The sequence below is a fragment of the Variovorax sp. GW822-FHT04E09 genome, assembly GCF_058800845.1.
The window spans coordinates 48,054-74,316 of sequence record NZ_JBXAMR010000008.1 but is presented as its reverse complement, the minus strand read 5'-3'; the positions used below and the strand labels follow the sequence as shown (position 1 = coordinate 74,316).

Sequence of the window (26,263 nt, the reverse complement as noted above, 5' to 3'; positions counted from 1 at the left end):
AGGCTTACACGCCCAGGTAGCGCGTCCACAGCGACCGGTCGGCATCGAGCGCGGCCGAGTCGCCCTGCCACACCACGCGCCCGCGTTCGAGGATCACGTGGCGGTCGGCCAGCGGCAGCAGGCGCTGCACGTACTTGTCGACCACGAGGATCGCCTCGCCTTCCGACTTCAGCGTGGCGATGCAGTGCCAGATCTCCTCGCGGATCACCGGCGCCAGGCCTTCGGTGGCTTCGTCCAGGATCAGCAGGCGCGGGTGCGTTGACAGCGCGCGCGCAATGGCCAGCATCTGCTGCTCGCCGCCCGAGAGCTGGTTGCCCGCGTTGGCCTTGCGCTCCGACAGGCGCGGAAAGAGCTTGTACAGCGCCTCCACGGTCCAGCGCGGCGCGCTGCCGGGCCGGGGCCGTGCGAAGGCGCGCAGGTGCTCGTCCACGCTGAGGTTGGGAAACACATGGCGCCCCTCGGGCACGATGGCCATGCCGCGCCGCGCGATGGCGTCGGGCCGGTGGCCGCCGATGGCCGCGCCGCAGAACTGCACGCCGCCGCGCATCGGCGCGATCGTGCCGGTCAGCACCTTCAGCAGCGTGCTCTTGCCCATGCCGTTGCGGCCCAGCAGCGCCATCACTTCGCCCGCACCGACGCGCACGTCGATGCCGAACAGCACCTGGCTGGCGCCGTAGCCGGCTTCGATGGCGGTGGCCTCGAGCAGGGTGGATGTCGTGGTCGTCGTGCTCATGCGTGTCCTTCTGCTTCGGTGCCGAGGTACACGGCTTGCACATCGGGGTGGCCCCGCACTTCGTCGGCCGTGCCGCTCATCAGCACCTTGCCCTGCACCAGCACCGTGAGCCGGTTGGCGAGGCGGAACACGGCGTCCATGTCGTGCTCGATGAGGAGGATGGCCATCGAGGCGCGCAGCGATTCGATGAGATCGACCATGCGCGCCGACTCGTCGGGGCCCATGCCGGCCATCGGCTCGTCGAGCAGCAGCAGCTTGGGTTCGGCGGCCAGCGCCAAGGCCACGTCGAGCGCGCGCTGCGCGCCGTGCGGCAACGTGCCCGCGATGCGGTGGCGCTCGCTGCCCAGGCCCACGCGGTCGGCCAGTGCGTGGGCACGGTCGACGAGGTTGCGTTCGTTCGCACGCGGTGCCAGGAAACGCAGGCTGCTCCCTGCATGGGCCTGCGCCGCGAGCATCAGGTTGTCGTGCACCGTTTCCTTGGCGAACACGCGCGTCACCTGGAAGCAGCGCGACATGCCGGCGGCCACGCGCTGGTGGTCCTTGTAGGCCGTGATGTCCTGCCCGTCGAGCATCAGCCGGCCCGCGTCGGCCTCCAGCAGGCCGGTGATGAGGTTCACCAGCGTGGTCTTGCCCGCGCCATTGGGGCCGATGAGCGCATGCACTTCGCCGCGCTCCACCGTGAGGTTCACATGGTCGGTCGCCAGCAGGCCGCCGAAGCGCTTGACCAACCCTTCGATTCTGAACAGGCTCATGGCTTGGCGCTCCCTGCGGCCGTTGCAGCGGAAGCCGCTGCTGCTGCGACCGTGCGGCGTTTCGTCGACAGTGCGGCCAGGCCGCGCGGGGCCCAGAGGGCGACGGCGATCAGCAGCAGGCCCAGCGGCATGTGCCAGTGTTCGGTGTGCTGCTTGAGCGCTTCCTCCAGCACCAGCCAGACCACGGCGCCCACCGGCCCGCCCCAGCTGCGGCCCAGACCACCGATGACGACCATCACCACCAGCGTGGCCGACTGCGTCCAGTGCATGGTCGCCGGGCTCACGAAGCCGTTGCCGCCGGCCAGCAGCGCGCCAGCCAGCCCGGCGATCGCGCCCGCGATGGCAAAGGCGACGAGCTGCAGCCGGAACACCGGGTAGCCCAGCGCGCGCATGCGCGTCTCGTTGTCGCGGATGCCCATCAACGCATGGCCGAAGCGCGCCTGCGTGGCGCGGTGCAGCCACCACAGCGCGAGCGCCACCACCACGAGCACCACCCAGTAGAAGGTCGACTCGTTGCCCAGGTCCAGGCCCGGCAGCAGCGTGGGGCGCGACATGAGCGTGTAGCCGTCGTCGCCGCCGTACTTGCGCAGCGACACGACGACGAAGTACAGCATCTGCGCGAAGGCCAGCGTGGTCATGATGAAGTACACGCCGCGCGTGCGCAGCGCCACCGTGCCGATCAGCGCGGCGACGAGGCCGGCCACCAGCGCGGCCAGCGGCCACAGGATCCAGGCCGACATCACGCCGGCGTCGCTGAGCGCCACCACCGTGTAGGCGCCCATGCCGATGAAGCCCGCATGCCCGAGCGCCACCATGCCGCCGAAACCGAGGATGAAGTTCAGGCTCGCGGCGGCCAGCGCGACGACGAGCACGCGCCGCACGAAGCCGATGTAGAAGTCGAGCCCGAACAGCGGCGCGACCAGCGGAAAGGCCGCGAGCGCCACGAGGAGCAGCCCGAGGCCGAAGGTGCGTGACGAGGGTTTCATGCGCGGGCGGAGAAGAGGCCGGAAGGCCGGAAGATCAGGACGACGACCATGAGCGCGTACATCGCCACCTCGGCGAACAGCGGCCCCAGGTCGGCCGCCGTGGCGGGCGGCAGCGTGGCGCGCAGCAGCATCGGCACGAAGGCGCGGCCGATGGTGTCGACCACGCCGACCAGCAGCGCGGCCACGAAGGCGCCGCGCACTGAGCCGATGCCGCCGATCACCAGCACCACCAGCGCCGGGATCAGGATGGCCTCGCCCATGCCCACCTGCACCGCGACGATCGGGCCCATGAGTGCGCCGGCCAGTGCAGCGAGTGCTGCACCGAGCAGGAACACGCCATTGAAGATGCGGCCCACGCGCACGCCCATCAGCTCGGCCATCGGCCGGTCGGACGCCCCCGCGCGCACCCGCATGCCGATGCGCGTGTGGTTCACCAGCACGTACAGCGCCAGCGCCATCAGCAGGCCGCCCGCGAGCACCACGAGGCGGTACGAGGGGTAGGGCAGGCCGTCCATCAGCTCGACCGGGCCCGAAAGCGCGGCCGGCGTGGGTGCCATCACGGGCGAGGGGCCCCAGATCATCTTGACGATGTCGTCGGCCACCAGGATCACGCCGAAGGTGGCGAGCACCTGCGCCAGGTGGTCGCGCTTGTAGAGGCGGCGCATCAGCAGCACCTCGATGAGCAGCGCCACCACCACGGTGACGAGTACCGCCACCACGATGGCGGCGGCGAACGAGCCGGTGCGCGTGTGCGCCTCGGCCGCCACGTAGGCGCCGGCCATGAACAGCGAGCCGTGCGCCAGGTTCAGCACGTCCATGATGCCGAACACCAGCGTGAGGCCCGCCGCCAGAAGAAAGAGCATCAGGCCGTAGCCGATGCCGTTGAGCAATTGCTCGAGGACGAGGATGCCGCTCATGAAAAGACGAGCCGCATCACTTCATGTTGCACTTGCTGGCGTAGCTGTCGCCGTAGCTTGTCAGCACGGTGTTGATCAGCTTGTTCGTCACCTTGCCTTGCGCGTCCTTGCCGATCACGCGCAGGTAGAAGTTCTCGATGGGGAAGTGGTTGTTCGCGTACTTGAAGGTGCCGCGCGTCGAGGCGTAGTTGGCCTTCTTCAGGGCGGCGACCACGGCCTCGCGGTTCTGCGCGTTGCCACCCGATTGCTTCACGGCGGCGTCCATCGCGAGGATCGCGTCATAGGCCTGCGCGGCGTACACCGACGGGTAGCGGCCGTTGTATTCCTTGCGGAAGGCGGCCACGAAGGCCTTGTTGGCGGCGTTGTCCAGGTCGTGCGCCCAGTGCGAGGTGTTGAACAGGCCGAGCATGGGCTCGCCCACGGCGCCGATCACGTCTTCGTCGGCCGAGAAGCCGCTGGTGACGAGCGTGATGTCCTTGGACAGGCCCGCGCCCACGAACTGCTTGATGAAGTTGATACCCATCGCGCCGGGCAGGAAGAAGTAGATCGAGTCGGGCTTGGCCGCGCGCAGCTGCGCGAGCTCGGCGGCGTAGTCGATCTGGCCCAGCTTGGTGTACAGCTCGTCGGCCACCTGGCCCTTGAACTGGCGCTTGAAGCCGCCCAGGGCATCCTTGCCGGCCGGGTAGTTGGGGGCGATGAGCACGATCTTCTTGAAGGCGCGGTCCTGCGCGAACTTGCCGGCGGCCTCGTGGAACTGGTCGTTCTGGTAGGCGGTGCCGAAGAAGTAGGGGCTGCACTGCGCGCCGGCGAACTGGCTCGGGCCGGCGTTGGCCGACAGGTACGGCACCTTGGCGTTGAACAGCGTCGGGCCCACGGCCAGCGCCACATTGGAGCCGATGGGGCCGCTGAAGATGTCGATCTTGTCGCGCTGGATCATGCGGTCGACCAGCTGCTTGGCCTGGTCGGGGCTGCCGGCCATGTCGGCCTGCACGAACTCCACGTCCTGCCCGCCGAGCTTGCCGTTCAGCTGCTTGATGCCCAGCGCGAAGCCGTCACGCGCCTCGGCGCCCAGGGCTGCGAAAGGCCCCGAGATGTCAAGGGCCAAACCCACCTTGACCGGCGCGGCCACGGCCGACACCGAGGCCCCGAGGGCGGCGCCGCACAGCAGCAGCGAGATCAGGGTGCGCGGCAGCGCGGGCGATTTCAGGAACGTGGGGCGCATCGGGTTCTCCGGCTAGGGAAGGGTTGAGACAACTGAACTGTTGATAGTTAAATACTTTAGCCGTAAACAATTCGGTGTCAACGGTACTAGCACGAATGGTGCCAGTGAACCGTGTCGCCTTCGCCGCGCCGGACCCTCGCGAAAGGTTACGCAAACGTCAACCGAACGGACTTGCGGTGGCGAACCAGAGGCCGATGCCCGTTGCGATGATGAAGGCCCCGTCGGTCACGCCTGCGACCAGGAAGAACTTGGTCTGCAGCGTGTCGACCAGCTCGGGCTGGCGCGTCGTGCCTTCGAGAAACTTCTGGCCCACCAGCGCGATGCCGATGCACGACCCCAGTGCGGCAATGCCGATCAACAGGGCGACGGCGAGCGGGAGGATGTTGAAGCCGGTCATGGTTTTTTCTCCTGGTTGATGAATCGATGGACCCACTGTTCCAGAACGGGTGCATCGAATCCATGACGCGGGAGGTCATGCGCCAGACGAAAAAAAGGCCGGCCGTCGAAACGGCCGGCCTGGGGTCAGGCGCGAAGCGAAGGGCTTAGGGCAGCTGCGTCCAGTTCTGGTTGTTGCCGCCGTTGCAGGTCCAGGTGATCAGCGCCGTGTCCTGCGTGGTCGAGCCGTTCGGCACGTCCAGGCACGAGCCCGAGGCGCGGTTGCGCACCGTGCCGCCCACCAGGCTCCACTGCGCCGTGTTGCCCGACGAGCAGGCCACCTGCACCACGGCCGCGTTCGTGGTCGCCGTGCCGTTCTGTGCCAGGCACAGGCCGCTGTGCTCGGCGATGAACTGCACGTAGCCGCCGGTGACGGGCGTCATGGTGAACTTCTCGTTGCCCGCGTTGCCGCACGGCCATTGCACCGCCGTCGCGCCGCTGGTGGTCGAGGCGCCCTTGATGTTCACGCACATCGTCGGGTTGAGGTCGGAGCGCAGCCGCGTGACCACCGCCGGGGCGGTGTCCTGCGAGCGCACGTACTCGCGCAGCGCCACCACGTCGTTCGCCGGCAGGCTGGACGCGTTGCCGTGGCCGCCCGCGAGCAGGTCCTGCAGCGTGGCCGCCTGGCCGTTGTGGAAGAACGCGGTGGTGTTCCAGGTGCCCGACAGGGTCGGCGTGTCGAAGCCCACGCCCGCCAGCGGCTGGTTGCTGCCCTTGCCCGACGAGGCCTGGATGGTCCCCACGTCGTGCCGCAACCCGTCGCGGAAGGTGGCACCCGTGTGGCAGGTGGCGCACTGGGCCGTGTTGAACACGGTCTGTCCGCGCACCGCGTCCACGCTCAGGCTGCCGTCCGCGGCGCGCGCCGGGCTGCGCATGTACTTGTTGAGCGAACCCAGGTACACGGCCAGGTCGTCCAGCTGCGCGCTCTTGCCGGCCTTCGGGGCGCCCAGCGGGGCCTGCGTGGCGGCCCAGTCGGCGTTGCTCAGGAAGCCGGTGCCGCCGAACTCGTTGCGGATGTCGTTCTCGAAGTCCTGCACTTCGTCGAAGTTGGCCGTCCAGTGCAACTTGCCGTGGCTGGTGCCGCGCCGCCCCTGCAGGCTGATGGTGCGGCGCAGGCCTTCGCCGCGCTGGGTGAAGTCCCACACCATGCCGTCGTCGCCGCCGTCCGCGTGGCAGCTGGCGCAGGAGATGTAGTTGTCCTTGCTCATGCGCCGGTCGGCCGCGTTGTAGAACACCTGCTTGCCGCGCAGCGCCGCGGCCGCCATCGGCTCCTGCGCCACGGTGGCCACGTTCTGCAGGAAGATCGCCGCGTTGGTCTCGGCCGACAGCACCTTCGCCACGTCGTGCACCGACACCGAGCGCGCCAGGAAGTTGTTCACGAACAACCGCTTGCGCGCCGCGTCCAGGTACAGGCCGTGCGGGGCGCTGCTGGCGTTGATCTCGCCGCGAATCGCGCGGGTGTAGCTGTCGACGATGGCGACGCGGTTGCCTTCCATCTGCGCCACGAACAGGTAGTCGCCGGCCGGCGAATACAGCGCGGCGCGCGCGGGGGCGCGGTCGTCGAAGTCGATCTGCTCGGAGAACACCTCGGCGGCGCCCTGCAGGTTCACCTGCGAAAGGATCGAGCGCACCGTCTGGTCGTGCGGCAGGTCCTTGCCGTCGCGGAAGCGGCCGCGCACGATGTTGTCCTTCTTCGAAGGCAGCACGGCGCGCGAACCGTCGGGCGAGATCACCACCTGGCTCAGGTAGTTGGCCACGCCGCGCGCACGGCTCTCGGTGTCGACGGTCGTGGTGTCCACCGGCAGCGGGATGGTCTGCAGCGCGGTCAGCGACTGCAGGTTGACCTTGTGCAGCTGGCCGCCCGTCATCTTCGACTTGAAGCGCGTGACGTAGGCCACCTGCGAGTCGGCGCTCACGGCGATGCCGCGCACGCCGCCCTCGAGCGCCAGCGCGCCGGTGGTGGCGCCGTTGCTGGGGTCGAAGCTCATGAGCACCGACTTGCTTTCCAGCGTGAGCAGGCCCTTGGCGCCGTTGGGCGTGAAGGCCACGCCGTAGGGGCCGCTGCCGTAGGCCAGCGGGATCGACACCGACTGCGAGCCGTCGGCGGCGTTGAGCGCCACCAGCTTGTCCTCGCCCTGCACCGCGACCCAGATGCGGCCGTCGGGGCCCACGGCCAGCGTCTTGGCCTCGTCGCCGACGCGCACTTCCCACAGCTTGGCGAGGGTCTGCGCGTCGATGGCGGCCACCGTGCCGCTGTCGGGGTTCACCGAGTACACCCGGCTCGCATCGCCCGCGATGTTGGTCGTGTGCGTGGGCGCGGTCGCGGTGACCGGCGCGATGACGGTCACGTTGTAGGTGTAGTAGGTCTCGCGGCCGCTGCTGTCCTTCACCGTCAGGGTCACCGTGTAGTGGCCGGGGGTGGTGTAGGTGTAGCTGGTGTTCGGCTGGTTCGAGAACGCCGTCTGCGTGCCGTTGCCGAAGTTCCAGCGGAACTGCACGCCGCTGGCGCCGAGCGTCGCGGGGTTGAAGCTCAGCTGGCCGTTGACCAGCTTGGGCCCGCCGCCCAGGCCCGGGTCGCCGATGATGGCCTGGCCGCGCAGCGTGTCCACCTCGGCCTGGCCGAGCACGCGGCCGTACACGCGCACCTCGGCCAGCGTGCCCTTGAAGAGCGCGGTGTTGCCCTGGATCTGGCCCATGACCTGGAACTTGGTCGACAGGCCCTTGGTGCCGGTCGGGCCGGTCGACGTGGTCTTCACGCCGTCGACGTACACCGCCTGCGCGCCCGAGGCCGCGTCGCGCGTGAGCACGACGTGGTGCCAGTTGCCGTCGTTCACGGCCGCGGTGGAGGTGGTGCCGCCGTCATTGCCCACCGAGAGCTTGATGCGCCCGCCGGTGTCCAGCCAGCCCCAGAACACGTCGTCGGTGCCGCCCGACTGGTCGCGACCGAAGATGCCGGGCGCGGTCCACGAGTTGGCGGCGCCGGCCTGCGTGGTCTTCATGTAGAAGCTCAGCGAGGCGGTGCTACCCAGCGCGCTGGCCACGGTGTCGTTCTTCAGCGGCACGCCGGCGGTGCGGTTCGCGAAGTTCAGGCCGATGCTCTCGAACGCGTCGCCGGTGGCGGGCGTGCCGTTGTTGGCGCCGATCTGGTCGCCCAGGTTGCCCGTCAGCGGCCAGTGGTGCATCAGGTTGATGTCGCTGGCGTTGCCGGTGTTGAAGGTGGAGCGGTAGTCGGCGCCGATGGCGTTGCCCGCATAGTCCTTCACGCCGTTGGCCGGCAGGAACACCTCATAGCTGGTGCCCGGCAGCAGCGGCTGCGCGGGATGGAAGTTGACGATGCCCAGCTGCACGCTGTAGGTGCCCGCCAGCGTGTTGCCGCCCACCGGACGCACGATGAAGGTGTTGCTGTTCACGCTCTCGGGCAGGATGTTGTCGGTCATGCCCAGGCCGATGCGCGAGCTGAGGGCCTGCTGCTTCGCACCGTTGGCGGGCGAGACCTGCTTCACTTCGGGCTTGGTGGTGTCGGGGTCCACCGCGTGCACGACGAAGCCGCTGCCCGAGCCGTGGTCGTTGCCCACGAAGACGAGGTTGCCGAACATCGCGACCTGGCCGTTGTCCGAATGCGAGAAGTTCGGGTCGTCCTCGCGCAGGATGCTGCCGCGGCCCACTTCCACGTGGTTGAGCGGGTTGCTCACGTCCACCTTGTGGATGCGGGTCTGCGCGCCCTGGATGACGTAGTTGTCCTGCGTGGCGCAGTACAGCTGCTCGTCGATGACGAGCCGGTTGTCCTCGGCCACGAAGCGCGAGCGGTCGCTCAGGTCGTAGCTGTACATCTTGGCGCCGCTGCCGCGTGCGGAGGCGTGCACGCTCTTGCCGTCGAAGCAGGTCGCGTAATAGAACGGCGTGGCGCCGGCGATGGAATCGAGCACCTTGGGGTTGAGCGGGTCGGAGATGTCCAGGCTCGCGAACCCGCCGTTGCTTTCCATCGCGGTCAGCACCATGTGGTTGCCCATCGTGAAGATCGGGCCGAGGCGGAAGCCGCCGAGTTCACCGGTGGGCACCGGGTTGGGCTTGCCGGCGCCGCGGTTGGCGACCACCGCGTTCGCGGGGTCCGTCGCGTCGACGATGAACATGCCCCGGCCGGCCGAGGCCACGTACAGGTAGGGCGCCTGCCACCACAGCTGCCAGGACACGTTCTCGTAGTCGCCCGAGTTGACGCCGGGCAACACCAGCTTCTTCACCTGCTTGATGTCGTTGATGTCGGTGAAGTCCCAGAACTCGACGCCGTTGATGCTGGGCAGCACCACGTAGGTCTTGCCGCCGATCTTCGCGGTGCCGAAGGAATGGGTCTCGCGGAATTCCTTGGTGCGGCCGCCTGTCGCGTCATCGGGTTCGTAGATCTTCTTGACGAGCCTGATCTGGCGCGGGTTCGACACGTCGTACAGCAGGAAGCCGCCGGGGCCGAGGCCGCTGTCCGGCGCGAAGGAGGTGAGGAAGTAGCCGTTGACCATGATGCCGGCGTTCATGCCGTAGTCCTTGCGGCCCGGGTACGTGGCGGGCACGTCGCGCGCCTCGTAGGCGTCGCTGTGCGCCGGGTCGAGCGGGTGCGCGGCGCTGGTGATCATCGACACCGGCTTGAACAGTTCCGCCGAGGTGTAGGTGAGGTTGCCCAGGCCCGGCCCCTGCAGCGGGAGCGGGTCGGCCACGACAGCGGCAGCCGCCGTGGCCATCTTGTTGAGGGTCGTCATCGGACTGACCCCGGTGATTGCCGCATGCGTCAGCAATGTGACGCACGGCACCAGGAACGCCATCAGGAAATACCGGATCTTCATCGTCGCCTCCAGGTTGTTTGAAGTTCGCAGGGAACCCTCTTGTCCTTGGTTCTCTCGATTCACTCGGTCGCTTGCAGGGAAAGCGCACGCGCAGGCGCGCCCCCGGCGGGCAACGCATGCGTTGTCCGCCGTCCACTTCTTCTTCTGTCTTGCTCTCCCGCTGGTTGGCGCCGGCGCCTTCCGGGTGGAAGACGTCAGCGCCTGGGCGCTGTTACTTCACGCCGCCCGATTCGTAGAGGTTCCAGGCCGCTTCGGCGCTGGCACCGTCGTGGATCATGGCCATCAGTGCGCTCACCACCGCCGAGGGATTGGCGTGCTGGTAGACGTTGCGGCCGTACACCATGCCGACCGCGCCCTGGTCCAGGAGCACGCGCGAACGCGCGAACACCTGCTGCAGGTCTTCGCGTCCGCCGCCGCGCACGAGCACGGGGCAGCGCGCGGCCTGTACCACGCGGTGGAAGTCGGTGGCGTCGGTGGTGGGGTCGGCCTTGACGATGTCGGCACCCATCTCGCGCGCCAGGCGCGTGAGCGTGACGATCTTCTCGGCGTCGCCGTCCACCATGTAGCGGCTGGTGGCGGTGGGCGCCTGCATCACGAGCGGCTCGATCATGAGCGGCATGCCGTAGCGATCGCAGTCGGCGCGCACGCGGGCGATGTTCTGCACGCACTGGCGGAACAGGTCGGGCTCGTCGGGCAGCATGAACAGGTTGACGACCACGCAGGCCGCGTCCCGCTGCACGGCAGGCAGCACCGGGTCGTCCTGGTTCTGCAGCACGGCCCACATCACGCGGTGGTGCACGGCGTTGTAGGGGTTGCCCATGTCCAGGCGCATCACCAGCGCGGGGCGATCGCGCCCAGGCCGGTCCTGCAGCAGGTCGGACTGCCCGTAGTTCAGCTGAATCGCGTCGGGCTTGGCGGCCACGAGCTTGTCGATCACGCCGGGCATGTCCTCCAGGCCGTCCAGGAAGGTGGGTTCGTTGCACACGCCGTGGTCCAGGGCGATGTCCAGGCAGCGGCCGTTGTGCAGCAGGCGGTTGAGCCGCGCGGTCTTGTCTTTCGACATGAAGGAAAAACTCCGTGTTGAGGAAAAAGGAAGGGAAGAAAGGCGCGCGTTCAGGCGAGCGCGTCCAGGTGGCGCTTGGCCGCAGCGTCGATCAGCTGCAGGGCTTCGCTGTCGAGCACGACCGCGCCGGCGCCGGCGTTTTCAATGGCCTGCTGGCGCACGCGCGCGCCGCACAGCGCCACCGAGACGGTGCCGCGGGCCACGGTCCACGCGATCATCATCTGGCCGAACGAGCAGCCCAGGTGCGTGCGCAGCGGCTCCAGCGTGTCGAAGAAGGCCTTCAGCTTCGCGCGGTTGGCTTCGCTGAAACGCGGGTTGGTGGCGCGCTGGTCGTCGCCCTTGAACTCGCGCGCGGGGTCGATGGGCCCGGCCAGCAGGCCCAGCGCCAGCGACGAGTAGCCCAGCACCGCCACGTTGTGCTCGGCGCACAGCGGCGCGAGCGTGGTCTCGATGCCGCGGTCGATGAGGCTGTAGAGCTCCTGCGCCGCATCGACGGGGCCGTGCTTCAGGTACTCCGAAAGAATTTCGGGCGTCGCGTTGCTCACGCCGATGGCGCGGATCTTTCCCTGCTTCTTGAGCGCCAGCAGCGCGTCCATGGTCTCGGCCACGGGCGTCGTGTGGTCCTGCCAGTGCGTGATGTACAGGTCGATGTAGTCGGTCTGCAGGCGCTTCAGGCTCTCTTCGCATTCATGGAAGATCGAGTCGCGTCCGAGGTAGCGGTACACCGGGTGGCCGTCTTCCTCGAAGAAGTGCGTGCCCTGCTGCGTGTGCCACACCAGGCCGCACTTGGTGGCGATCACGGCCTCGTGGCGGCGGCCCTTGAGCGCGGTGCCGACGATGCTCTCGGAGCGGCCCAGGCCGTAGGCCGGTGCGGTGTCGATCAGGTTCACGCCCGCATCGAGCGAGGCCTGGATGGCGATCACGGCAGCGGCGTTGTCGCCGCCGCCCCACATCCATCCGCCCATGGCCCAGGTGCCCAGGCCGATGGCCGAGCTTTCGATGCCCGAGGGGCCCAGGGTGGTCTTCTTCATCTGTGTTGCGCTGCTCATCGCTTGGTCTTTCTCGTGTTCAGGATGTGGTCGATGGTCACGGCCGCGAGCAGGATCAGGCCCTTGATCACGTCCTGCCAGTAAGGCGACACGTCGAGCAGGATCAGCGAGCTGGTCACCACCGACAGCAGGGCCAGGCCGAGCACGGCGCCGAGCACGGTGCCCGAGCCGCCCTTGAGGCTGGCGCCGCCGATCACGGCCGCGGCAATCACGTTGAGTTCCATGCCCATGCCGAAGGTCGGCGTGGCGGCGCCGAAGCGCGCCGTGTAGATCACGCCGGCCAGGCCCGCCGAGGCGGAGCACAGCACCGTGACCCAGAACTTCACGCGGCCCACGCGGATGCCGGCGTACAGCGCGGCCTTCTCGTTGCTGCCGGTGTAGAACACGCGGCGCAGCAGGGTGGAGCGGCGCAGCACGAAGTCGCTCACGATCACGATGGCCAGGAAGATCAGGATCACGGCCGGCACGCCGAACAGCGTGCCCTGGCCGATGAACTTGAACTCGGCCGGCAGCGAGAACAGCGACTGCGGCGTTCCCTGCGTGAGCGCCAGGCACAGGCCGCGCACGATCACCATGAAGGCCAGCGAGGCGATGAAGTGGTTCAGCCCGATGCGCGTGACGCAGCCGCCGATCATGGCGCCGATGAGGCCGCTGGCGCCGATGGCCACCAGGCTCGCGAGCCACGGGTCCATGCCCATGAGAAAGAGCTTGCCGGTCACCACCATCGCGAAGCACACCACCGAGCCCACCGACAGGTCGATACCGCCGACGATGAGCAGGATGGTCATGCCCACCACCACGATGCCTTCGATGGAGAAGGACAGCAGCATCGCGCGCACGTTGTCCCAGGTGAGGAAGTAGGGCGATGCGAAGCTCATCGCAACGCACAGCGCCACGATGATCAGCACCAGCCCGGCCTCGCGCATGCTCGTGAGCTTGTTGGCCTGCTTCACGGGGTCTCCTGTTCGGCGGGGTTGCAGGGAGCCGGCCGTGGCCGTGGCCGCGGCGCCTGCGTCGATTCTGGTCGGAAAGTTCATGCCATTGCCTCTTCGGGTTCGCAAAGTCCGGAGGCCAGCCGCAGCAGGGCTTCCTCCGTCATCTCGTCATGGGCCAGTTCGCCCGCCAATCGCCCTTCGCGGATCACCAGTGCGCGGTCGCACAGGCCGATGATCTCGGGCAGTTCGGAAGAGATCACCACCACGCCCACGCCCTGGTCGGCCAGGTCGCGCAGGATGTGATGAATCTCGGATTTCGCGCCCACGTCCACGCCGCGCGTGGGCTCGTCCATCAGCAGCACCGCAGGCTGCGTGGCCAGCAGCTTGGCGATCGCCACCTTCTGCTGGTTGCCGCCCGACAGGCTGGACACCTCGATCGCCACGCCGTCCGACTTCAGGTTGAGCTTGGCGCCCAGCTGCACCGCCAGCCGGTGTTCGCTGGCGCGCTGCAGCAGGCCCAGGGCCGAGCTGACGCGGCGCAGCGCCATCGACGAGATGTTCTGCGCGATCGGCAGGTCGAGGAACACACCGGCCGCCTTGCGGTCTTCGCTGAGGTAGGCGATGCCTTCGCGCAGTGCGTCGCTGTACTTGCGGATGGCGAGCGTCTTGCCGTTGAGCCGCACCGCGCCGCGCCGCGCGGGGCGCAGGCCGCACACGGTCTCGGCCAGCTCGCTGCGCCCGGCGCCCATCAGGCCGGCAATGCCGAGGATCTCGCCGCGCTGCAGCGTGAAGGAGATGCCGTGCACGCGATCGTCGTCGGCGATGCCGTCGACTTCCAGCACGGGGCCGGCGTTCGCGTCAGCGGCAACGGCGGATTGCTTGGGCGGGTAGTAGTTGCCCAGGTCGCGCCCGACCATGCGGCGCACCAGCTCGTCGGGCGTCATGCCTTCGAGCGGGCCGCTGTGCACGTTGCGTCCGTCGCGCAGTACGGTGGCGCGGTCGCAGTGCGTGAAGATCTCGGCCATGCGATGGCTGATGTAGATGATGCCGATGCCCTGCGCCTTGAGGTCGTGCAGCACCCGGAAGAGCGCCGCCGATTCGTTGTCGGTGAGGGCGGCGGTGGGCTCGTCGAGGATGAGCACCTTGCAGTCGAGCGTGAGCGCCTTGGCGATCTCCACCAGCTGCTGGCTCGAAATGCTCAGGTCGCGCACCAGCGCGGCCGGGTCGATGTCCTGGCCCAGGCGCGCCAGCACTTTTGCGGCGCGCGTGTTCAAGGCGGAGAAGTTCATCCACGCCTGCTTGCCGGCGTTGATCTCCGGCATGAAGATGTTCTCGGCCACGGTGGCGTCGGCGCACAGGGCGATTTCCTGGTGCACCAGGCCGATGCCCAGGCGCATGGCGTGGGCGGGGCCGTCGATGACGACCTTCTGGCCGCACAGCACGATCTCGCCTTCGTCGGGCTGGTGGATGCCGTCGATGATGTTCATCAGCGTCGACTTCCCCGCGCCGTTCTCGCCGCACAGGGCGTGGATCTCGCCGGCCTGCAGCGAGAAGTCCACGCCCGAGAGGGCGCGCGAAGCGCCGAAGCGCTTCGCGATGCCACGCAGTTCAAGCAATGCGGCAGGGGTGCTCACTCGCCGATTCCCTTGGTGCCACGGCGGGCAAGGTACTTGTCCCAGTAGAAGTCGTCGGCGTTGGCCTTGCTGACCACGGCCAGGCCGTTGTCCAGGAAGGGCACCGACATCGGGTTCGTGCCGTTGCGCTTGGCGTCGTTCATCGGGTCGATGAGGCCGGGGTTCTTGGCCAGGAACAGCATCATCATGCCCATGTAGCCCTGCATGCCCTGGTTCGGGTTGATGGCACCGAACACGTCGCCCGACTTGATCATGTCCAGGATCTTGGCGTTGACGTCGCAGCACATCACCTTGATGTTCTTCTTGGTCTCGACCTTGGCCTGCGCCGCGCCGAGCGCCGAGTTGGCTTCGGGCATGAAGAGGGCGCCCAGGTTCGGGTTGGCCTGCGCCAGGCTCAGCACGGCCTGGTAGGCCTTGTTCGGGTCCTGGTTGCTGGCGGCGCGACCGACCAGCTTCATGCCCGGGTGCTTGGCCTTCATGCGGTTGACGAAGGCGGCGATGCGGCGGTCGTGGTTGTCCTGGCCCGGGTTCTCGAGCACGGCGTACTCGCCCTTGCCGTTCAGCGAGGCGGCGATGGCGTCGGCGGCCTGGTTGCCTTCGCGGTCGTTGTCGGAGGTGATGAACGAGGTGCGCTTGGAGTTGGGCGAATCGGCCGCGAAGGTCACGACCGGGATGCCCATCGCGGCGGCGCGGTTGATGGGTTCGATGAACGGGTCGGGGTTCATCGGGTGCAGCAGGATGCCGGCGGGCTTGCGCGCCAGTTCCTGCTCGAACGATGCGAGCTGCTTGTTCACGTCGTACTCCGGCGTGCCGGTGTAGCGGGTGCGAACGCCCAGCGTGCGGCCGAGCTGCTTCATCATTTCGTAGACCGGGAACCAGTACTCGACGCCCGAGACCATCACGTTCATCACGTAGACGTCGCTGGCATTGCCGCGCAGGCCGGCACCTGCCGCGGGGGCCGCGGCTTGCTGTTGCGCGAACGCGCTCGCACCGGCCAGGCCGATACCGGCAGCGGCCGCGGACTTCAGGAAATTACGCCTCATTCTTTGTCTCCTCACGTTGACTGGCAGAGCTTTCGGCCCGCCGTTGCGTGGCGGACCTGTGGACCGTGGTGTCACGACAGTTGTTATGACAGGCTAGAATGTAATGGCGGGCCGTTTCTCCCGATAACTAGGGGAAACGCTACTGGTGACAGCCTTTTTTTCCGCCGAAGCTGTTATGACATGAAGACCAAAATACTGATCGGCATCGACATGGGCTCGAGCAGCCTGAAGGCGCTGGCCCTGGACGCGGGGAGCGGGCGCAGCCTGGCCGTGTCGCGCCTGCCCCTGCGGCATGCGCGGCTGCCCGGCGGCGGGTGCGAGGTGGGCGCGGCGGCGATCCGCGCGGGGCTGACCCACGTGCTCGGCGACGTGGCGCGCCAGCTCGGCCCGCGCGCGGCGGACGTGTGCGCCATCGGCTGCACCGGCCACGGGGCGGGCCTGTACGCCCTCGATGCACACAACGAACTCGTCGGCGGCCGCGCCGTCGCCTCCACCGACCAGCGCGCCGATGCGCGCGCGCTCGCCCTCTCGGCACGCCACGGCGACCGGCTGTTCGCCGACGTGGGCTGCCGCCCCTGGCCCGGCCAGCCCACGGTGATCGCGGCCGAGCTGCTGGGCGCCGACGCCGTGCAGCGCGGCGAACTGCACCGCCTGCTGTTCGCCAAGGACTACCTCGGCTTCCTGCTGACCGGCGAAATCGCCACCGACGCGAGCGACGCCAGCACCGCCGGCCTGCTCTCGCTGGCCACCGGCGACTGGTCGCCCCTGGCCTTCGAGGTCGCGGGCATCGACGGCCTCGGGCCGCGTGCCTTCGGCCCGCTGGTGCCCAGCGGCCAGACCATGGGCCGGCTGCGCGCGGCCGAAGCGGCGCTGTGCGGTCTGCCCGCCGGCATTCCGGTGGCGATGGGCGCCATCGACCTGCTCGCCTCGATGACCGCCATCGGCGCCGAAGACCGCGGCCGTGCCGTGTCGGTGCTGGGCACGTGGTGCGTCAACGCCGTCATCGGCCCGGTGATCGATCCCCAGCCCGAGGTCGCCGCGCTCGTCAACTTCGGCCGCACGCGCGAGCGCCTGTACATGGAGAACAGCCCCTCGTCGATGGCCAACATCGCGTGGCTGGCCGGCGCGCTCGGGCTGCCCGACGCGCGCGCCGTGGTCGACCTGGCCATGGGCGTGCCGCTCGGTGCGAACGGGCTGCGCTTCCTGCCTTTCATCAACGGCGGGGGCGGCATCACGGCCGGCTTCGTCGGGCTCAAGAGCCACCACACGCCCGCCGACATGGCGCGCGCCGTGGTCGATGCCGTGGCGGCGCTGCATGCGCGCCACACCGCGCGCCTCGCGTCGCAGGGCCTGCCGGTGTCGGCCTCCAGCGTGCTGGGCGGCGGCGCCAGCGATGCGCGCCTCGTGCGGCTGCTCGCGGCGCTGCTGGGCCACCCGGTCGAGCGCTGTGCCGACGACGAAACCGGCGCGCGCGGCGCCGCCCTCTATGCCGCGATGTCGCAGGACCTCGACGACGCGGGGCCTGCCAGCCCGCTGCGCGCGCCCTGCGAACTCATCGAACCCGACGCGCGCGACGCGCGGGCCCATGCCGATTTCAACGCCGAATTCAACGAACTGATCGATCGCATGTCTCCTGTCTTCAACCATCTTTCGGGCGGTGCGTCATGAGCGCCTGGCAACTGCCTTTCGTCCGTCCGGCTTCGCTGGAGGGCCGCCACTTTTCGACGGTGATCGTCGGCGCCGGCATCAACGGCGTGGGCGTGTTCCGCGACCTGTCGCTGCAGCGCGTCGATTGCCTCATCGTCGACAAGGGCGACTTCGGCGCCGGCGCCAGCAGCGCGCCCTCGCGCATGATCCACGGCGGCCTGCGCTACCTGGAAAACGGCAGCTTCTCGCTGGTGGCCGAGGCCACGCGCGAGCGCAACCTGCTGCTGCGCAACGCGCCGCACCTGGTGCAGCCGTTGAAGACCGTGGTGCCGCTGTCGAGCTTCTTCGGCGGGCTGTTGAGCAGCGCGCTCAAGTTCTTCGGACGCACGCCGCCGCAGCGCACGCGCGGCCTGCTGGCCGTGGCCGCGGGCCTGCGCCTGTACGACCTGCTGGGCCGCCGCCAGCGCGTGATGCCGGGCCACCGCATCAGCCGCGTGCCCACCAACGACCGCCGCCTGTTCCGCGCCGCGATCCGCTGGACCGCCACCTTCTTCGACGCCTGGATCAGCCATCCCGAGTGGCTGATCCTCGAGCTCATCGGCGACGCCTGCCGCGACCAGCCGCGCTCGGCCGCCGCCAACTACTGCCGCGTGACGGGCTGCGCGGGCAACATCCTCACGCTGCGCGACGAGATCACCGGCGCGCTGGTGCGCGTCACGGCCGACACCGTGGTGAACGCCACTGGCGCCTGGCTCGACCGCAGCGCGGCCGTGCTCGGCGGCGCCGGCCCGCGCGTGATGGGCACCAAGGGCTCGCACCTCGTGCTCGACCACCCGGCGCTGCGCGATGCGCTCGAAGGCCGCATGGCCTACTTCGAGGCGGTGGACGGGCGCGTGTGCATCGTCTATCCCTTCCTCGACCGCGTGCTGGTGGGCTCCACCGACATCCCGGTGGAAGACCCCGACCAGATCGTCACCGAGCCGGCCGAGATCGACTACCTCATCGACGTGCTGCGCGAGGTGTTCCCGAACATGGCCTTCGACCGCCAGCACGTGATCTACACCTACGTCGGCGTGCGCCCGCTCGCGCGCTCCGACGCCGACAAGCCGGGCCAGATCTCGCGCGACCACTCGGTGGTGGTCGACCCGCCGAGCGCCACGCGCGACGTGCCCATCGTGGGCCTCGTGGGCGGCAAGTGGACCACCTTCCGCGCCCTGGCCGAAGAAGCCACCGACCACGTGCTGCGCCACCTGGGCCGCTCGCGCACCGCCTCGACCGAGTCGCTGCCCATCGGCGGCGGCGCCGAGCTGCCGGCCGACGCGGCCGCCACCGAGCGCTTCATCGACAAGATGACGGCCGGCTCGGGCCTGGGCCGCGCGCGCGCGCTGGGCCTGCTGCGCCGCTACGGCTCGAAGGCGCTGCCGCTGGCGCAGCGCCTCGCGGCCTCGGGCGACACGCCGCTGCGCCATGCGCCCGAGTACTCGGCGGCCGAACTCTCGTACCTGTGCATGGAGACCGGCGTCGTGCACCTGGACGACCTCGTGATCCGCCGCACGCTGCTGGCCATCCGCGGGCTGGTCACCGACGACGCGCTGGCCGAGATCGCCGCCGTGGCCGCCGAAGCCCTCGGCTGGGACGCGGCCCGCGCCCACCAGGAACTCAGCGCCTGCGCCGCCGCCCTGCGCGAGCGGCATGGCGTGCGCCTGCAGCCGGTGGCGGCCCATGAGCCGGCGCCTTCTGCTTTCGATGCATCATTGATGGCCAGCCCCGTCCTCGGCCCGACCTAACGTGACCCTTTCCACCGCCCCCGACACCGTGTCGACGACCTCGCTCGACCGCAACTCCGAATCGCCGCTGTGGGCGCAGTTCCGCGACGCCATCCGGCTGCAGATCCTGCAGGGCGTGCTGCCCATCGGCGCCAAGCTGCCGTCCGAGGCCGAGCTGGGCGAGCAGTTCGGCATCTCGCGCATCGTGGTGCGCGAGGCGCTGGCCGACCTGGTGCGCAACAACCTCATCTACAAGATCAAGGGCCGCGGCGCCTTCGTGTCGGCGCGCGAGCGCGACGAAGATTTCGTCTCCACCGTGCTGGGCTTTTCCGACGAGATGGAACGCAAGGGCCGCTCGGTGCGCACGCAGATCCTCGTGCAGGAACTGCGCACCGCCACCGCGCAGGAAGCCGCCGCGCTCGGCCTCACCGAAGACGCGCAGGTGGTCGGCCTCAAGCGCCTGCGCAGCGTCGACGGCGAACTGCGCCTCTTGGTCGAGACGGCCGTGCCGGCCGACCTCGCGCCGGGCCTGCACCGCACGCGGCTGGACGACCGCTCGCTGTACGACGTGCTGCGCCGCCAGTACGGCGTGCGGCTGGTGCGCGCCGAACGCTGGATCGACGCCGTGCTGCCCGACGCGGAAACCTGCCGCCTGCTCGACCTGCCGCAGCCCGAGCCGCTGCTGCGCATCGAATCGATCGCCTACGGCGCCAACGGCCGGCCGCTGGAACACTACCGCGCGCTGCACCGCTGCAAGACCAGCCGCCTGCACGTGCAGACGACGACCTGAGCTCAGGCCTTCGCGCTGCTGCTGCTGCGTGAAGGCAGCAGCACCGAGGCGATGGCGACCATCATCAGCGCCACCGCCACCCAGTCCTGCCAGTGCACGATCTCGCCGAGCCATACGGCGCCGCTGAACACGCCGAGCACGGGAATGAACATCACGCTCAGGGTCGAGGCCACCGGCGGCAGGCCGCGCGCCAGGTAGAACCAGGCCGCGTGCGCGAAGCCGAAGATCAGCACCGCGTTGTAGGCGATCGATCCCCAGGTCACGGCGCCCGGCGAGCGCCATTGGTCGCGTTCGAACAGCAGCGACAGCACCGTCATCACCACGGCCGTCATGGCCGTCATCCAGAACGAGAGCGTGAGCGTGGGCAGCCCGATGCGCGTGTGGCGCAGCAACTGCGTGCCCAGCGCCCAGGTGGCGGCGGCCACCAGCGCCAGTGCCACGTAGCCGGGGCGGCCCGCGAAGTCGGTGAGCTCGTGCCACAGCAGCAGCCCGACGCCGATGGCGCAGGCGCCCACGCCGGTCCACGCGCGGCGCGTGAGCACGGCCGAGAACAGCAGTGCACCGATGACGGCGGAGAACACCGGCATCGTGTAGCCCAGGATCGCGGCGCGCCCGCCCGAGAGCGCCTTCACCGCGAGGATGATGCAGGCGTGCCAGACGAACATGTTGGTCGCGCCCAGCCACACCAGCTCGGGCCAGGCGCTGCGCGGCACGCGGAACGGCACCTTCATCACCACCAGCGCGATCGCCAGCACGGGCACGCCCAGCCAGATCGAAATCGCGCGGAAGGCCAGCGGCGGGTAGTCGGCCACGCCGAGCTTCATCACCGGCCAGTTGAAGCCCCACGCGAGGGTGAGGAGCACGAGAAGAACGAACTGGCGCGGCGTGAAGGAAGGCATGGGCCGCGATTGTGGCGCGGCCCGCGCATTCGTGCTGGCGGCGCTGCTACAGCAGGCGCTTGAGGTAGCGCCCCGTGTGGCTCGCCTCGTTCGCCGCGATGTCTTCCGGCGTGCCTTCGCCCACCACCGTGCCGCCGCCGGCACCGCCCTCGGGGCCCATGTCGATGAGCCAGTCGGCGGTCTTGATGACGTCCAGGTTGTGCTCGATGACGACGATGGTGTTGCCCGCGTCGCGCAGCTGGTGCAGCACCTTGAGCAGCAGCTCGATGTCGGCGAAGTGCAGGCCGGTGGTCGGCTCGTCGAGGATGTAGAGCGTGCGGCCCGTGTCGCGCTTGCTCAGTTCGAGCGCGAGCTTCACGCGCTGCGCCTCGCCGCCCGACAGCGTGGTCGCCGATTGGCCGAGCTTGATGTAGCTCAGGCCCACGTCCAGCAGCGTGCGCAGCTTGCGCTCGATGGTCGGCACGGCCTTGAGGAACTCGTGCGCCACCTCGACCGTCATCTCGAGAATCTGCGCGATGTTCCGGCCCTTGTACTGGACCTCGAGCGTCTCGCGGTTGTAGCGCTGGCCGTGGCAGACCTCGCAGGGCACGTACACGTCGGGCAGGAAGTGCATCTCGACCTTCACCACGCCGTCGCCCTGGCAGGCCTCGCAGCGGCCACCGGCCACGTTGAAGCTGAAGCGGCCCGGGCCGTAGCCGCGCTCGCGCGCGGTGTTGGTCTCGGCCATCAGCTCGCGGATGGGCGTGAACAGGCCTGTGTAGGTGGCCGGGTTGCTGCGCGGCGTGCGGCCGATGGGCGATTGATCGACGTTGATGACCTTGTCGAAGTACTCGATGCCTTCCACCGACTCGTGCGCGGCCGGCTCTTCGTGCGCGCGGTATAGCGTGCGCGCCACGGCGGTGTAGAGCGTGTCGTTCACCAGCGTCGACTTGCCCGAGCCCGAGACGCCGGTCACGCAGGTCAGCAGGCCCACGGGGAAGGCCACGCTCACGTTCTTCAGGTTGTTGCCGGTGGCGCCGACCACGCGGATCTCCTGCAGGTCGGTCTGCGAGGCCAGGTGCGCCGCTTCGCGCGCGGCGCGCCGTTCGGCCGCGGGGCTCTGCGGAAAGCGCGAGGGCTTCTTGCCTTCGTTGAAGGCCGGCTTCTTCACGGCCGGCAGCCAGGCGGTGCGGTGCTTGGGCACCTCGATCTTCTTCACGCCCGAGAGGTACTGGCCGGTGAGCGACTCGGGGTTGGCCGACACCTGGGCGTAGGTGCCCTGCGCCATCACGCGCCCGCCGTGCACGCCGGCGCCGGGGCCCATGTCGATCACGTGGTCGGCGGCGTGGATCATGTCCTCGTCGTGCTCGACCACGATCACGCTGTTGCCGATGTCGCGCAGGTGTTTGAGCGTGCCGATGAGGCGGTCGTTGTCGCGCTGGTGCAGGCCGATGCTGGGCTCGTCGAGCACGTACATCACGCCCGTGAGGCCCGAGCCGATCTGCGACGCGAGGCGAATGCGCTGCGCCTCGCCGCCCGAGAGCGTCTCGGCGCTGCGGTCCAGGCTCAGGTAATTGAGGCCCACGTCGTTCAGGAATTTCAGGCGCAGGCCGATCTCGCGCACCACCTTGTCGGCGATGTCGGCCTTGGCACCGCGCAGCTTGAGCGTGCTGAACCAGGCGTAGGCGTCGCGCAGCGTGAGGTGGCTGAGTTCGAAGATGGCCATGCGCGGCGGCTCGCCGCCGTTCGCGCCCACGTGCCCGGCATCGTCGACCAGGAACACGTTGCGCGCCTCGCGCCGCAGCCGCGAGCCGCCGCAGTCGGGGCAGGGCTGCTGGTTGCGAAAGCGCGCGAGGTCTTCGCGCACCATCACTGAATCGGTCTCGCGGTAGCGCCGCGTCATGTTCGGGATGATCCCCTCGAAGGGGTGCTTCTTCGTGAGCTTCTTGCCCGCGAAGTTGCCCGATTCCATGGTGTAGTTGAACTTGATCTCTTCGCCGCCCGAGCCGTGCAGCAGCGTCTGCTGCACCGAGGCCGGCAGCGACTCGAAGGGCGCGTCGACGTCGAACTTGTAGTGCTTGGCGACGCTCTCGACCATGCTGAAGTAGTAGCCGTTGCGGCGGTCCCAGCCCTTGATGGCGCCGCTGGCGATCGACAGCGACGGAAACGCCACCACGCGCACCGGGTCGAACACCTCGCGGTGGCCCAGGCCGTCGCAGCTCGGGCAGGCGCCCACGGGCGAGTTGAACGAGAACAGGCGCGGCTCGAGCTCCGACAGCGAGTAGTGGCAGATCGGGCAGGCGAACTTGGCGTTGAACAGGTGCTCCTTGTCGGGCGCGCCCGCAGCGCCATCGGCGCTGCCTTCCGGCTTTGCGCCCAGCTCCAGCGCAATGGCGCGGCCCTCGGCCAGGCGCAGCGCGGCCTCGAAGCTCTCGGCCAGGCGCTGCTGCATGTCGGGGCGCGCACGCAGGCGGTCGATGACCACGTCGATGTCGTGCTTCTCGGTCTTCTTGAGCTTGGGCAGGTCGTTGTATTCGTAGGTTTGCCCGTCGACGCGAAAGCGCACGTAGCCGGCCGCCTGCATCTCGGTGAAGAGCTCGAGGAACTCGCCCTTCTTCTCGCGCGCCACGGGTGCCAGGATCATCAGCCGGGGCTCGTCGGGCAGGGCCAGCACCGCGTCGACCATCTGCGACACCGTCTGCGCCTGCAGCGGCAGGTGGTGGTCGGGGCAGAAGGGCGTGCCGGCGCGCGCGTACAAGAGGCGCAGGTAGTCGTGGATCTCGGTCACCGTGCCCACGGTCGAGCGCGGGTTGTGGCTGGTGGCCTTCTGCTCGATGCTGATGGCGGGCGACAGGCCCTCGATCACGTCGACGTCGGGCTTGTCCATGAGCTGCAGGAACTGCCGCGCATAGGCCGAGAGGCTTTCCACGTAGCGCCGCTGCCCCTCGGCATACAGCGTGTCGAACGCCAGGCTCGACTTGCCCGAGCCCGACAGGCCGGTGATCACCACCAGCTTGTTGCGCGGGATGTCGAGATCGACGTTCTTCAGGTTGTGGGTGCGCGCGCCGCGGATGCTGATGCGCTGCTGGGCGAGCAGGGCGCCAAGGTAGGCGTCACGCTCCGGGGTGTCTTCAGTGGTGGGTGAATTCAAGGGGTGCGGTCGTCCGAGGGCAACCGGACATGATAGAGGCGCCGGCTTCGCCTGTCATGACCAGGGGATGGACGGCGGCGGGCGGGCCCTCCCGGGCCGGGCCGGTTGCGGCTCAGGCAGAATGGAGGGTTCCTCTCAACCTCCTCCTTCATCTACTTATCAGGGGCAGTGCATATGGCATCGGTCAATAAAGTCATCGTCGTCGGCAACCTGGGGCGCGACCCCGAAATGCGGACCTTCCCGAGCGGCGATCAGGTCGCAAACGTCACCGTGGCCACCACCGATCGCTGGAAAGACAAGCAAAGCGGTGAGATGCGCGAAGCCACCGAATGGCACCGCATCGTGTTCAACGGCCGCCTGGCCGAAATCGCCGGCCAGTACCTGCGCAAGGGCTCGCAGGTGTACGTCGAAGGCTCGCTGCGCACGCGCAAGTGGACCGACAAGGACGGCATCGAAAAGTACACAACCGAAATCCGCGCCGACCAGATGCAGATGCTGGGCAGCCGCCAGGGCCAGGGCGGTCCGTCGGGTCCGAGCGACGACGACGGCGGCTACTCGCAAGGCGGGGGCGGCGGCGGTGGTTACTCGCAAGGTGGTGGCGGCGGTGGCGGTGGCGGTGGCGGTGGCGGTTACGCCCCGCGTGCTCCCGCAGCCGCACCGCGTGCCCCGGCACCGGCGCCGCGCCAAGCGCCGGCCAAGTCGTCGTCGGGCTTCGACGACATGGACGACGACATTCCGTTCTGAAACCGGCTCCTCGAGCTTTTCAAGGAAGGCCTGCCTTTTCGAAGGCAGGCCTTTTTTTTGCCCTTTTTATTTCGAACTCTCTCCATGGGCGGTCGTGCCCGGGAAAGTGCTGTTTTGCCAAGGAAATGCAGCCTCTTTGTTCGTCTGGCCGTTGAGCGCAGGGGAAGCGTTTGACGGGAGCCCCTTTTCGACGGCAATGACTGTGTTCAGAGGGGCAATTCCCGGCGGCAATCAACCCATTGGCTCCGGCCGTTCTGCTGAATAGCGTCGTTCAGCAGCGCATCGCCGGAGATGGTCGGCCGTCGCGAAGAAGCAGGGCGTCGCACGGCCACGCTGTCTGCGGACGTCGGGGTGGTCGCAGGGGGCCGCACGGATCGCGGTCGACCGGCTCGCCGCGATTGGTCTGCCTCGGCGCGCGGAATTGGTCCTTGTCCCGCACCGTGCGGCGTCGGAGCATGCAGGCCATAGAACACCGAGACAAGCACGACATGCAGAGCGCCGCCTCCCACTGCCCGCCATCGACCGTCGCACGCGCCGAAGTCCAGGCCCTGCGGTCCTCGAAGATCCGCGAGGTCGCCAATGCGGGCATGGACCGCAAGGACATCCTGCCTTTCTGGTTCGGCGAGCCCGACGAGGAGACGCCGGACGAGATCTGCGGCGCTGCGATCGCCGCCCTCGAGAACAGGCGCACCTTCTACGTCCAGACGCTGGGCGATCCCGCGTTGCGCGAGGAGATCGCCCGCTACCTGTCGCGCTGGCATGGCCCGATCGGCGTCGAACGGGTGGCGGTGACGAGTTCGGGCACGCATGCGCTGATGCTGGCCCTGCAGGCGCTGCTGAACCCCGGCGACCGGGTCGTGGCCGTGACGCCGTTGTGGCCCAACCTGGTCGAGATGCCCAAGGTGCTGGGCGCGCACGTCGAGACCGTGGCATTGCAGTTCACCGCGGCGGGCTGGGTGCTCGACGAGCAGCGCCTTCTGGAAGCGCTTCGGCCGGGCACCCGCGCGCTGCTGCTGAACGCGCCCAACAACCCGACGGGCTGGACCCTTTCGCGCGAGTCGCAGGAAGCCATCCTCGCGCACTGCCGGCGCCTGGGCATCTGGATCGTCAGCGACGATGTCTACCAGCGCATCAGCTTCGATGCGCCGTGCGCGCCGTCCTTCCTGGACATCGCGACGCCCGAGGATCGGGTCATCAGCTGCAACTCCTTTTCCAAGGCCTGGCGCATGACCGGATGGCGCTTGGGCTGGATCGTCGTGCCGCCCGCGATGCTGGGCGACATCGGCAAGCTGATCGAGTACAGCAGCACCTGCGCGCCGCCCTTCGTCCAGGCGGCGGGGGTGGTCGCCCTGGCGCGCGGGGAGGACACCATTGCCCGCACCGTCGAGCGGTTGCGCCAGGGCAGGGACCACCTGGCGGCGCGCCTGGGGAGCGTGCCGGGGGTCGAGCTCGCCGCGCCCGCGCGGGGCGCGATGTACACCTTCTTCCGTGTCGAAGGCGTCACGGACAGCCTCGCGTTCTGCAAGCAGCTCGTGGCCGAGGCCGGGCTGGGGCTGGCGCCCGGCGTGGCCTTCGGCCCCGAGGGCGAAGGCTACCTGCGCTGGTGCTACGCGAGCGGCACGGCGCGCCTGGACGACGGCGTTCGCCGCCTGGCCGCCTACCTGGAACACCACCCAACCACACGATGAG

Annotated in this window: 19 protein-coding genes; 5 read left to right on the top strand and 14 right to left on the bottom strand. The window is 68.9% G+C overall.

What is annotated here, in order from left to right:
* Window positions 1–4 precede the first annotated feature (4 nt).
* From AC1RL8_RS26500 to AC1RL8_RS26445, 12 genes are all read right to left on the bottom strand, one after another.
* Entirely contained in the window at window positions 5–733 is a 729-nt protein-coding gene (locus AC1RL8_RS26500) for an ABC transporter ATP-binding protein (RefSeq protein WP_062476058.1), read from the bottom strand.
* The gene (locus AC1RL8_RS26495; protein ID WP_492686659.1) at window positions 730–1,485 is read right to left on the bottom strand and encodes an ABC transporter ATP-binding protein; all 756 of its coding nucleotides are present in this window, start codon (window positions 1,483–1,485) and stop codon (window positions 730–732) included. The genes AC1RL8_RS26500 and AC1RL8_RS26495 overlap by 4 nt, the downstream gene beginning before the upstream one ends.
* On the bottom strand, window positions 1,482–2,471 hold the full coding sequence (locus tag AC1RL8_RS26490) for a branched-chain amino acid ABC transporter permease (RefSeq protein WP_095950698.1): 990 nt from the start codon (window positions 2,469–2,471) through the stop codon (window positions 1,482–1,484). Before AC1RL8_RS26490 ends, AC1RL8_RS26495 begins: the two co-directional genes overlap by 4 nt.
* Window positions 2,468–3,388: a branched-chain amino acid ABC transporter permease gene (locus AC1RL8_RS26485; RefSeq protein ID WP_062476050.1), complete on the bottom strand. Its 921-nt coding sequence runs from the start codon at window positions 3,386–3,388 to the stop codon at window positions 2,468–2,470. The genes AC1RL8_RS26490 and AC1RL8_RS26485 overlap by 4 nt, the downstream gene beginning before the upstream one ends.
* A gap of 16 nt (window positions 3,389–3,404) precedes the next feature.
* Entirely contained in the window at window positions 3,405–4,610 is a 1,206-nt protein-coding gene (locus tag AC1RL8_RS26480; protein WP_492686660.1) for an ABC transporter substrate-binding protein, read from the bottom strand.
* Between the two features lie 157 nt (window positions 4,611–4,767).
* Window positions 4,768–5,007 (bottom strand): F0F1 ATP synthase subunit C, encoded by a 240-nt coding sequence (gene atpE / locus AC1RL8_RS26475; protein ID WP_062476044.1) that lies wholly within the window; start codon window positions 5,005–5,007, stop codon window positions 4,768–4,770.
* A gap of 145 nt (window positions 5,008–5,152) precedes the next feature.
* Entirely contained in the window at window positions 5,153–9,874 is a 4,722-nt protein-coding gene (locus tag AC1RL8_RS26470; RefSeq protein WP_492686661.1) for an Ig-like domain-containing protein, read from the bottom strand.
* A 211-nt stretch (window positions 9,875–10,085) separates the two neighbouring features.
* On the bottom strand, window positions 10,086–10,937 hold the full coding sequence (locus AC1RL8_RS26465; RefSeq protein WP_070063426.1) for a class I fructose-bisphosphate aldolase: 852 nt from the start codon (window positions 10,935–10,937) through the stop codon (window positions 10,086–10,088).
* 50 nt (window positions 10,938–10,987) lie between these two features.
* Complete coding sequence (locus AC1RL8_RS26460) at window positions 10,988–11,986, bottom strand: aldo/keto reductase (protein ID WP_492686662.1); 999 nt, start codon at window positions 11,984–11,986, stop codon at window positions 10,988–10,990.
* Window positions 11,983–13,023 carry an ABC transporter permease gene (locus tag AC1RL8_RS26455; RefSeq protein WP_070063424.1) on the bottom strand — a complete coding sequence of 347 codons (1,041 nt, stop codon included), beginning with the start codon at window positions 13,021–13,023 and terminating at the stop codon, window positions 11,983–11,985. The genes AC1RL8_RS26460 and AC1RL8_RS26455 overlap by 4 nt, the downstream gene beginning before the upstream one ends.
* Window positions 13,020–14,555, bottom strand: a complete 1,536-nt coding sequence (locus AC1RL8_RS26450) for a sugar ABC transporter ATP-binding protein (RefSeq protein WP_492686663.1) — start codon at window positions 14,553–14,555, stop codon at window positions 13,020–13,022. The genes AC1RL8_RS26455 and AC1RL8_RS26450 overlap by 4 nt, the downstream gene beginning before the upstream one ends.
* Window positions 14,552–15,598, bottom strand: a complete 1,047-nt coding sequence (locus tag AC1RL8_RS26445; RefSeq protein WP_056584185.1) for a substrate-binding domain-containing protein — start codon at window positions 15,596–15,598, stop codon at window positions 14,552–14,554. The genes AC1RL8_RS26450 and AC1RL8_RS26445 overlap by 4 nt, the downstream gene beginning before the upstream one ends.
* Before the next feature lie 180 nt (window positions 15,599–15,778).
* Between AC1RL8_RS26445 and AC1RL8_RS26440 the strand changes: the two genes are divergently transcribed.
* From AC1RL8_RS26440 to AC1RL8_RS26430, 3 genes are read left to right on the top strand one after another with little or no spacing between them, the layout of a single operon-like run.
* The gene (locus AC1RL8_RS26440; RefSeq protein ID WP_492686664.1) at window positions 15,779–17,266 is read left to right on the top strand and encodes an FGGY family carbohydrate kinase; all 1,488 of its coding nucleotides are present in this window, start codon (window positions 15,779–15,781) and stop codon (window positions 17,264–17,266) included.
* Window positions 17,263–19,032, top strand: coding sequence for a glycerol-3-phosphate dehydrogenase/oxidase (locus AC1RL8_RS26435; RefSeq protein WP_369630972.1), 1,770 nt, complete (start codon window positions 17,263–17,265; stop codon window positions 19,030–19,032). Before AC1RL8_RS26440 ends, AC1RL8_RS26435 begins: the two co-directional genes overlap by 4 nt.
* A gap of 1 nt (window position 19,033) precedes the next feature.
* Window positions 19,034–19,801, top strand: a complete 768-nt coding sequence (locus AC1RL8_RS26430) for a GntR family transcriptional regulator (protein WP_492686665.1) — start codon at window positions 19,034–19,036, stop codon at window positions 19,799–19,801.
* A gap of 2 nt (window positions 19,802–19,803) precedes the next feature.
* On the opposite strand, the gene AC1RL8_RS26425 is transcribed toward AC1RL8_RS26430, so the two are convergent.
* Both AC1RL8_RS26425 and uvrA read right to left on the bottom strand, forming a co-directional pair.
* The gene (locus tag AC1RL8_RS26425; protein ID WP_492686666.1) at window positions 19,804–20,700 is read right to left on the bottom strand and encodes a DMT family transporter; all 897 of its coding nucleotides are present in this window, start codon (window positions 20,698–20,700) and stop codon (window positions 19,804–19,806) included.
* Between the two features lie 46 nt (window positions 20,701–20,746).
* Window positions 20,747–23,830, bottom strand: a complete 3,084-nt coding sequence (uvrA, locus tag AC1RL8_RS26420; RefSeq protein WP_174250277.1) for an excinuclease ABC subunit UvrA — start codon at window positions 23,828–23,830, stop codon at window positions 20,747–20,749.
* A gap of 174 nt (window positions 23,831–24,004) precedes the next feature.
* Here uvrA and ssb point away from each other — a divergent pair, with 174 nt between their 5' ends.
* Window positions 24,005–24,574: a single-stranded DNA-binding protein gene (gene ssb / locus AC1RL8_RS26415; RefSeq protein ID WP_492686667.1), complete on the top strand. Its 570-nt coding sequence runs from the start codon at window positions 24,005–24,007 to the stop codon at window positions 24,572–24,574.
* Window positions 24,575–25,062: 488 nt separating this feature from the next.
* The gene (locus tag AC1RL8_RS26410) at window positions 25,063–26,262 is read left to right on the top strand and encodes a pyridoxal phosphate-dependent aminotransferase (protein ID WP_492686733.1); all 1,200 of its coding nucleotides are present in this window, start codon (window positions 25,063–25,065) and stop codon (window positions 26,260–26,262) included.
* Window position 26,263: the final 1 nt, after the last annotated feature.

Coding starts and splice junctions, on each gene's coding strand:
- AC1RL8_RS26425 (WP_492686666.1), bottom strand. CDS start 20,700: ATGCCTTCCTTCACGCCGCGCCAGTTCGTTCTTCTCGTGCTCCTCACC.
- AC1RL8_RS26485 (WP_062476050.1), bottom strand. CDS start 3,388: ATGAGCGGCATCCTCGTCCTCGAGCAATTGCTCAACGGCATCGGCTAC.
- AC1RL8_RS26410 (WP_492686733.1), top strand. CDS start 25,063: ATGCAGAGCGCCGCCTCCCACTGCCCGCCATCGACCGTCGCACGCGCC.
- AC1RL8_RS26455 (WP_070063424.1), bottom strand. CDS start 13,023: ATGAACTTTCCGACCAGAATCGACGCAGGCGCCGCGGCCACGGCCACG.
- AC1RL8_RS26500 (WP_062476058.1), bottom strand. CDS start 733: ATGAGCACGACGACCACGACATCCACCCTGCTCGAGGCCACCGCCATC.
- AC1RL8_RS26440 (WP_492686664.1), top strand. CDS start 15,779: ATGAAGACCAAAATACTGATCGGCATCGACATGGGCTCGAGCAGCCTG.
- AC1RL8_RS26460 (WP_492686662.1), bottom strand. CDS start 11,986: ATGAGCAGCGCAACACAGATGAAGAAGACCACCCTGGGCCCCTCGGGC.
- atpE (WP_062476044.1), bottom strand. CDS start 5,007: ATGACCGGCTTCAACATCCTCCCGCTCGCCGTCGCCCTGTTGATCGGC.
- AC1RL8_RS26445 (WP_056584185.1), bottom strand. CDS start 15,598: ATGAGGCGTAATTTCCTGAAGTCCGCGGCCGCTGCCGGTATCGGCCTG.
- AC1RL8_RS26465 (WP_070063426.1), bottom strand. CDS start 10,937: ATGTCGAAAGACAAGACCGCGCGGCTCAACCGCCTGCTGCACAACGGC.
- AC1RL8_RS26480 (WP_492686660.1), bottom strand. CDS start 4,610: ATGCGCCCCACGTTCCTGAAATCGCCCGCGCTGCCGCGCACCCTGATC.
- ssb (WP_492686667.1), top strand. CDS start 24,005: ATGGCATCGGTCAATAAAGTCATCGTCGTCGGCAACCTGGGGCGCGAC.
- AC1RL8_RS26495 (WP_492686659.1), bottom strand. CDS start 1,485: ATGAGCCTGTTCAGAATCGAAGGGTTGGTCAAGCGCTTCGGCGGCCTG.
- AC1RL8_RS26490 (WP_095950698.1), bottom strand. CDS start 2,471: ATGAAACCCTCGTCACGCACCTTCGGCCTCGGGCTGCTCCTCGTGGCG.
- AC1RL8_RS26470 (WP_492686661.1), bottom strand. CDS start 9,874: ATGAAGATCCGGTATTTCCTGATGGCGTTCCTGGTGCCGTGCGTCACA.
- AC1RL8_RS26435 (WP_369630972.1), top strand. CDS start 17,263: ATGAGCGCCTGGCAACTGCCTTTCGTCCGTCCGGCTTCGCTGGAGGGC.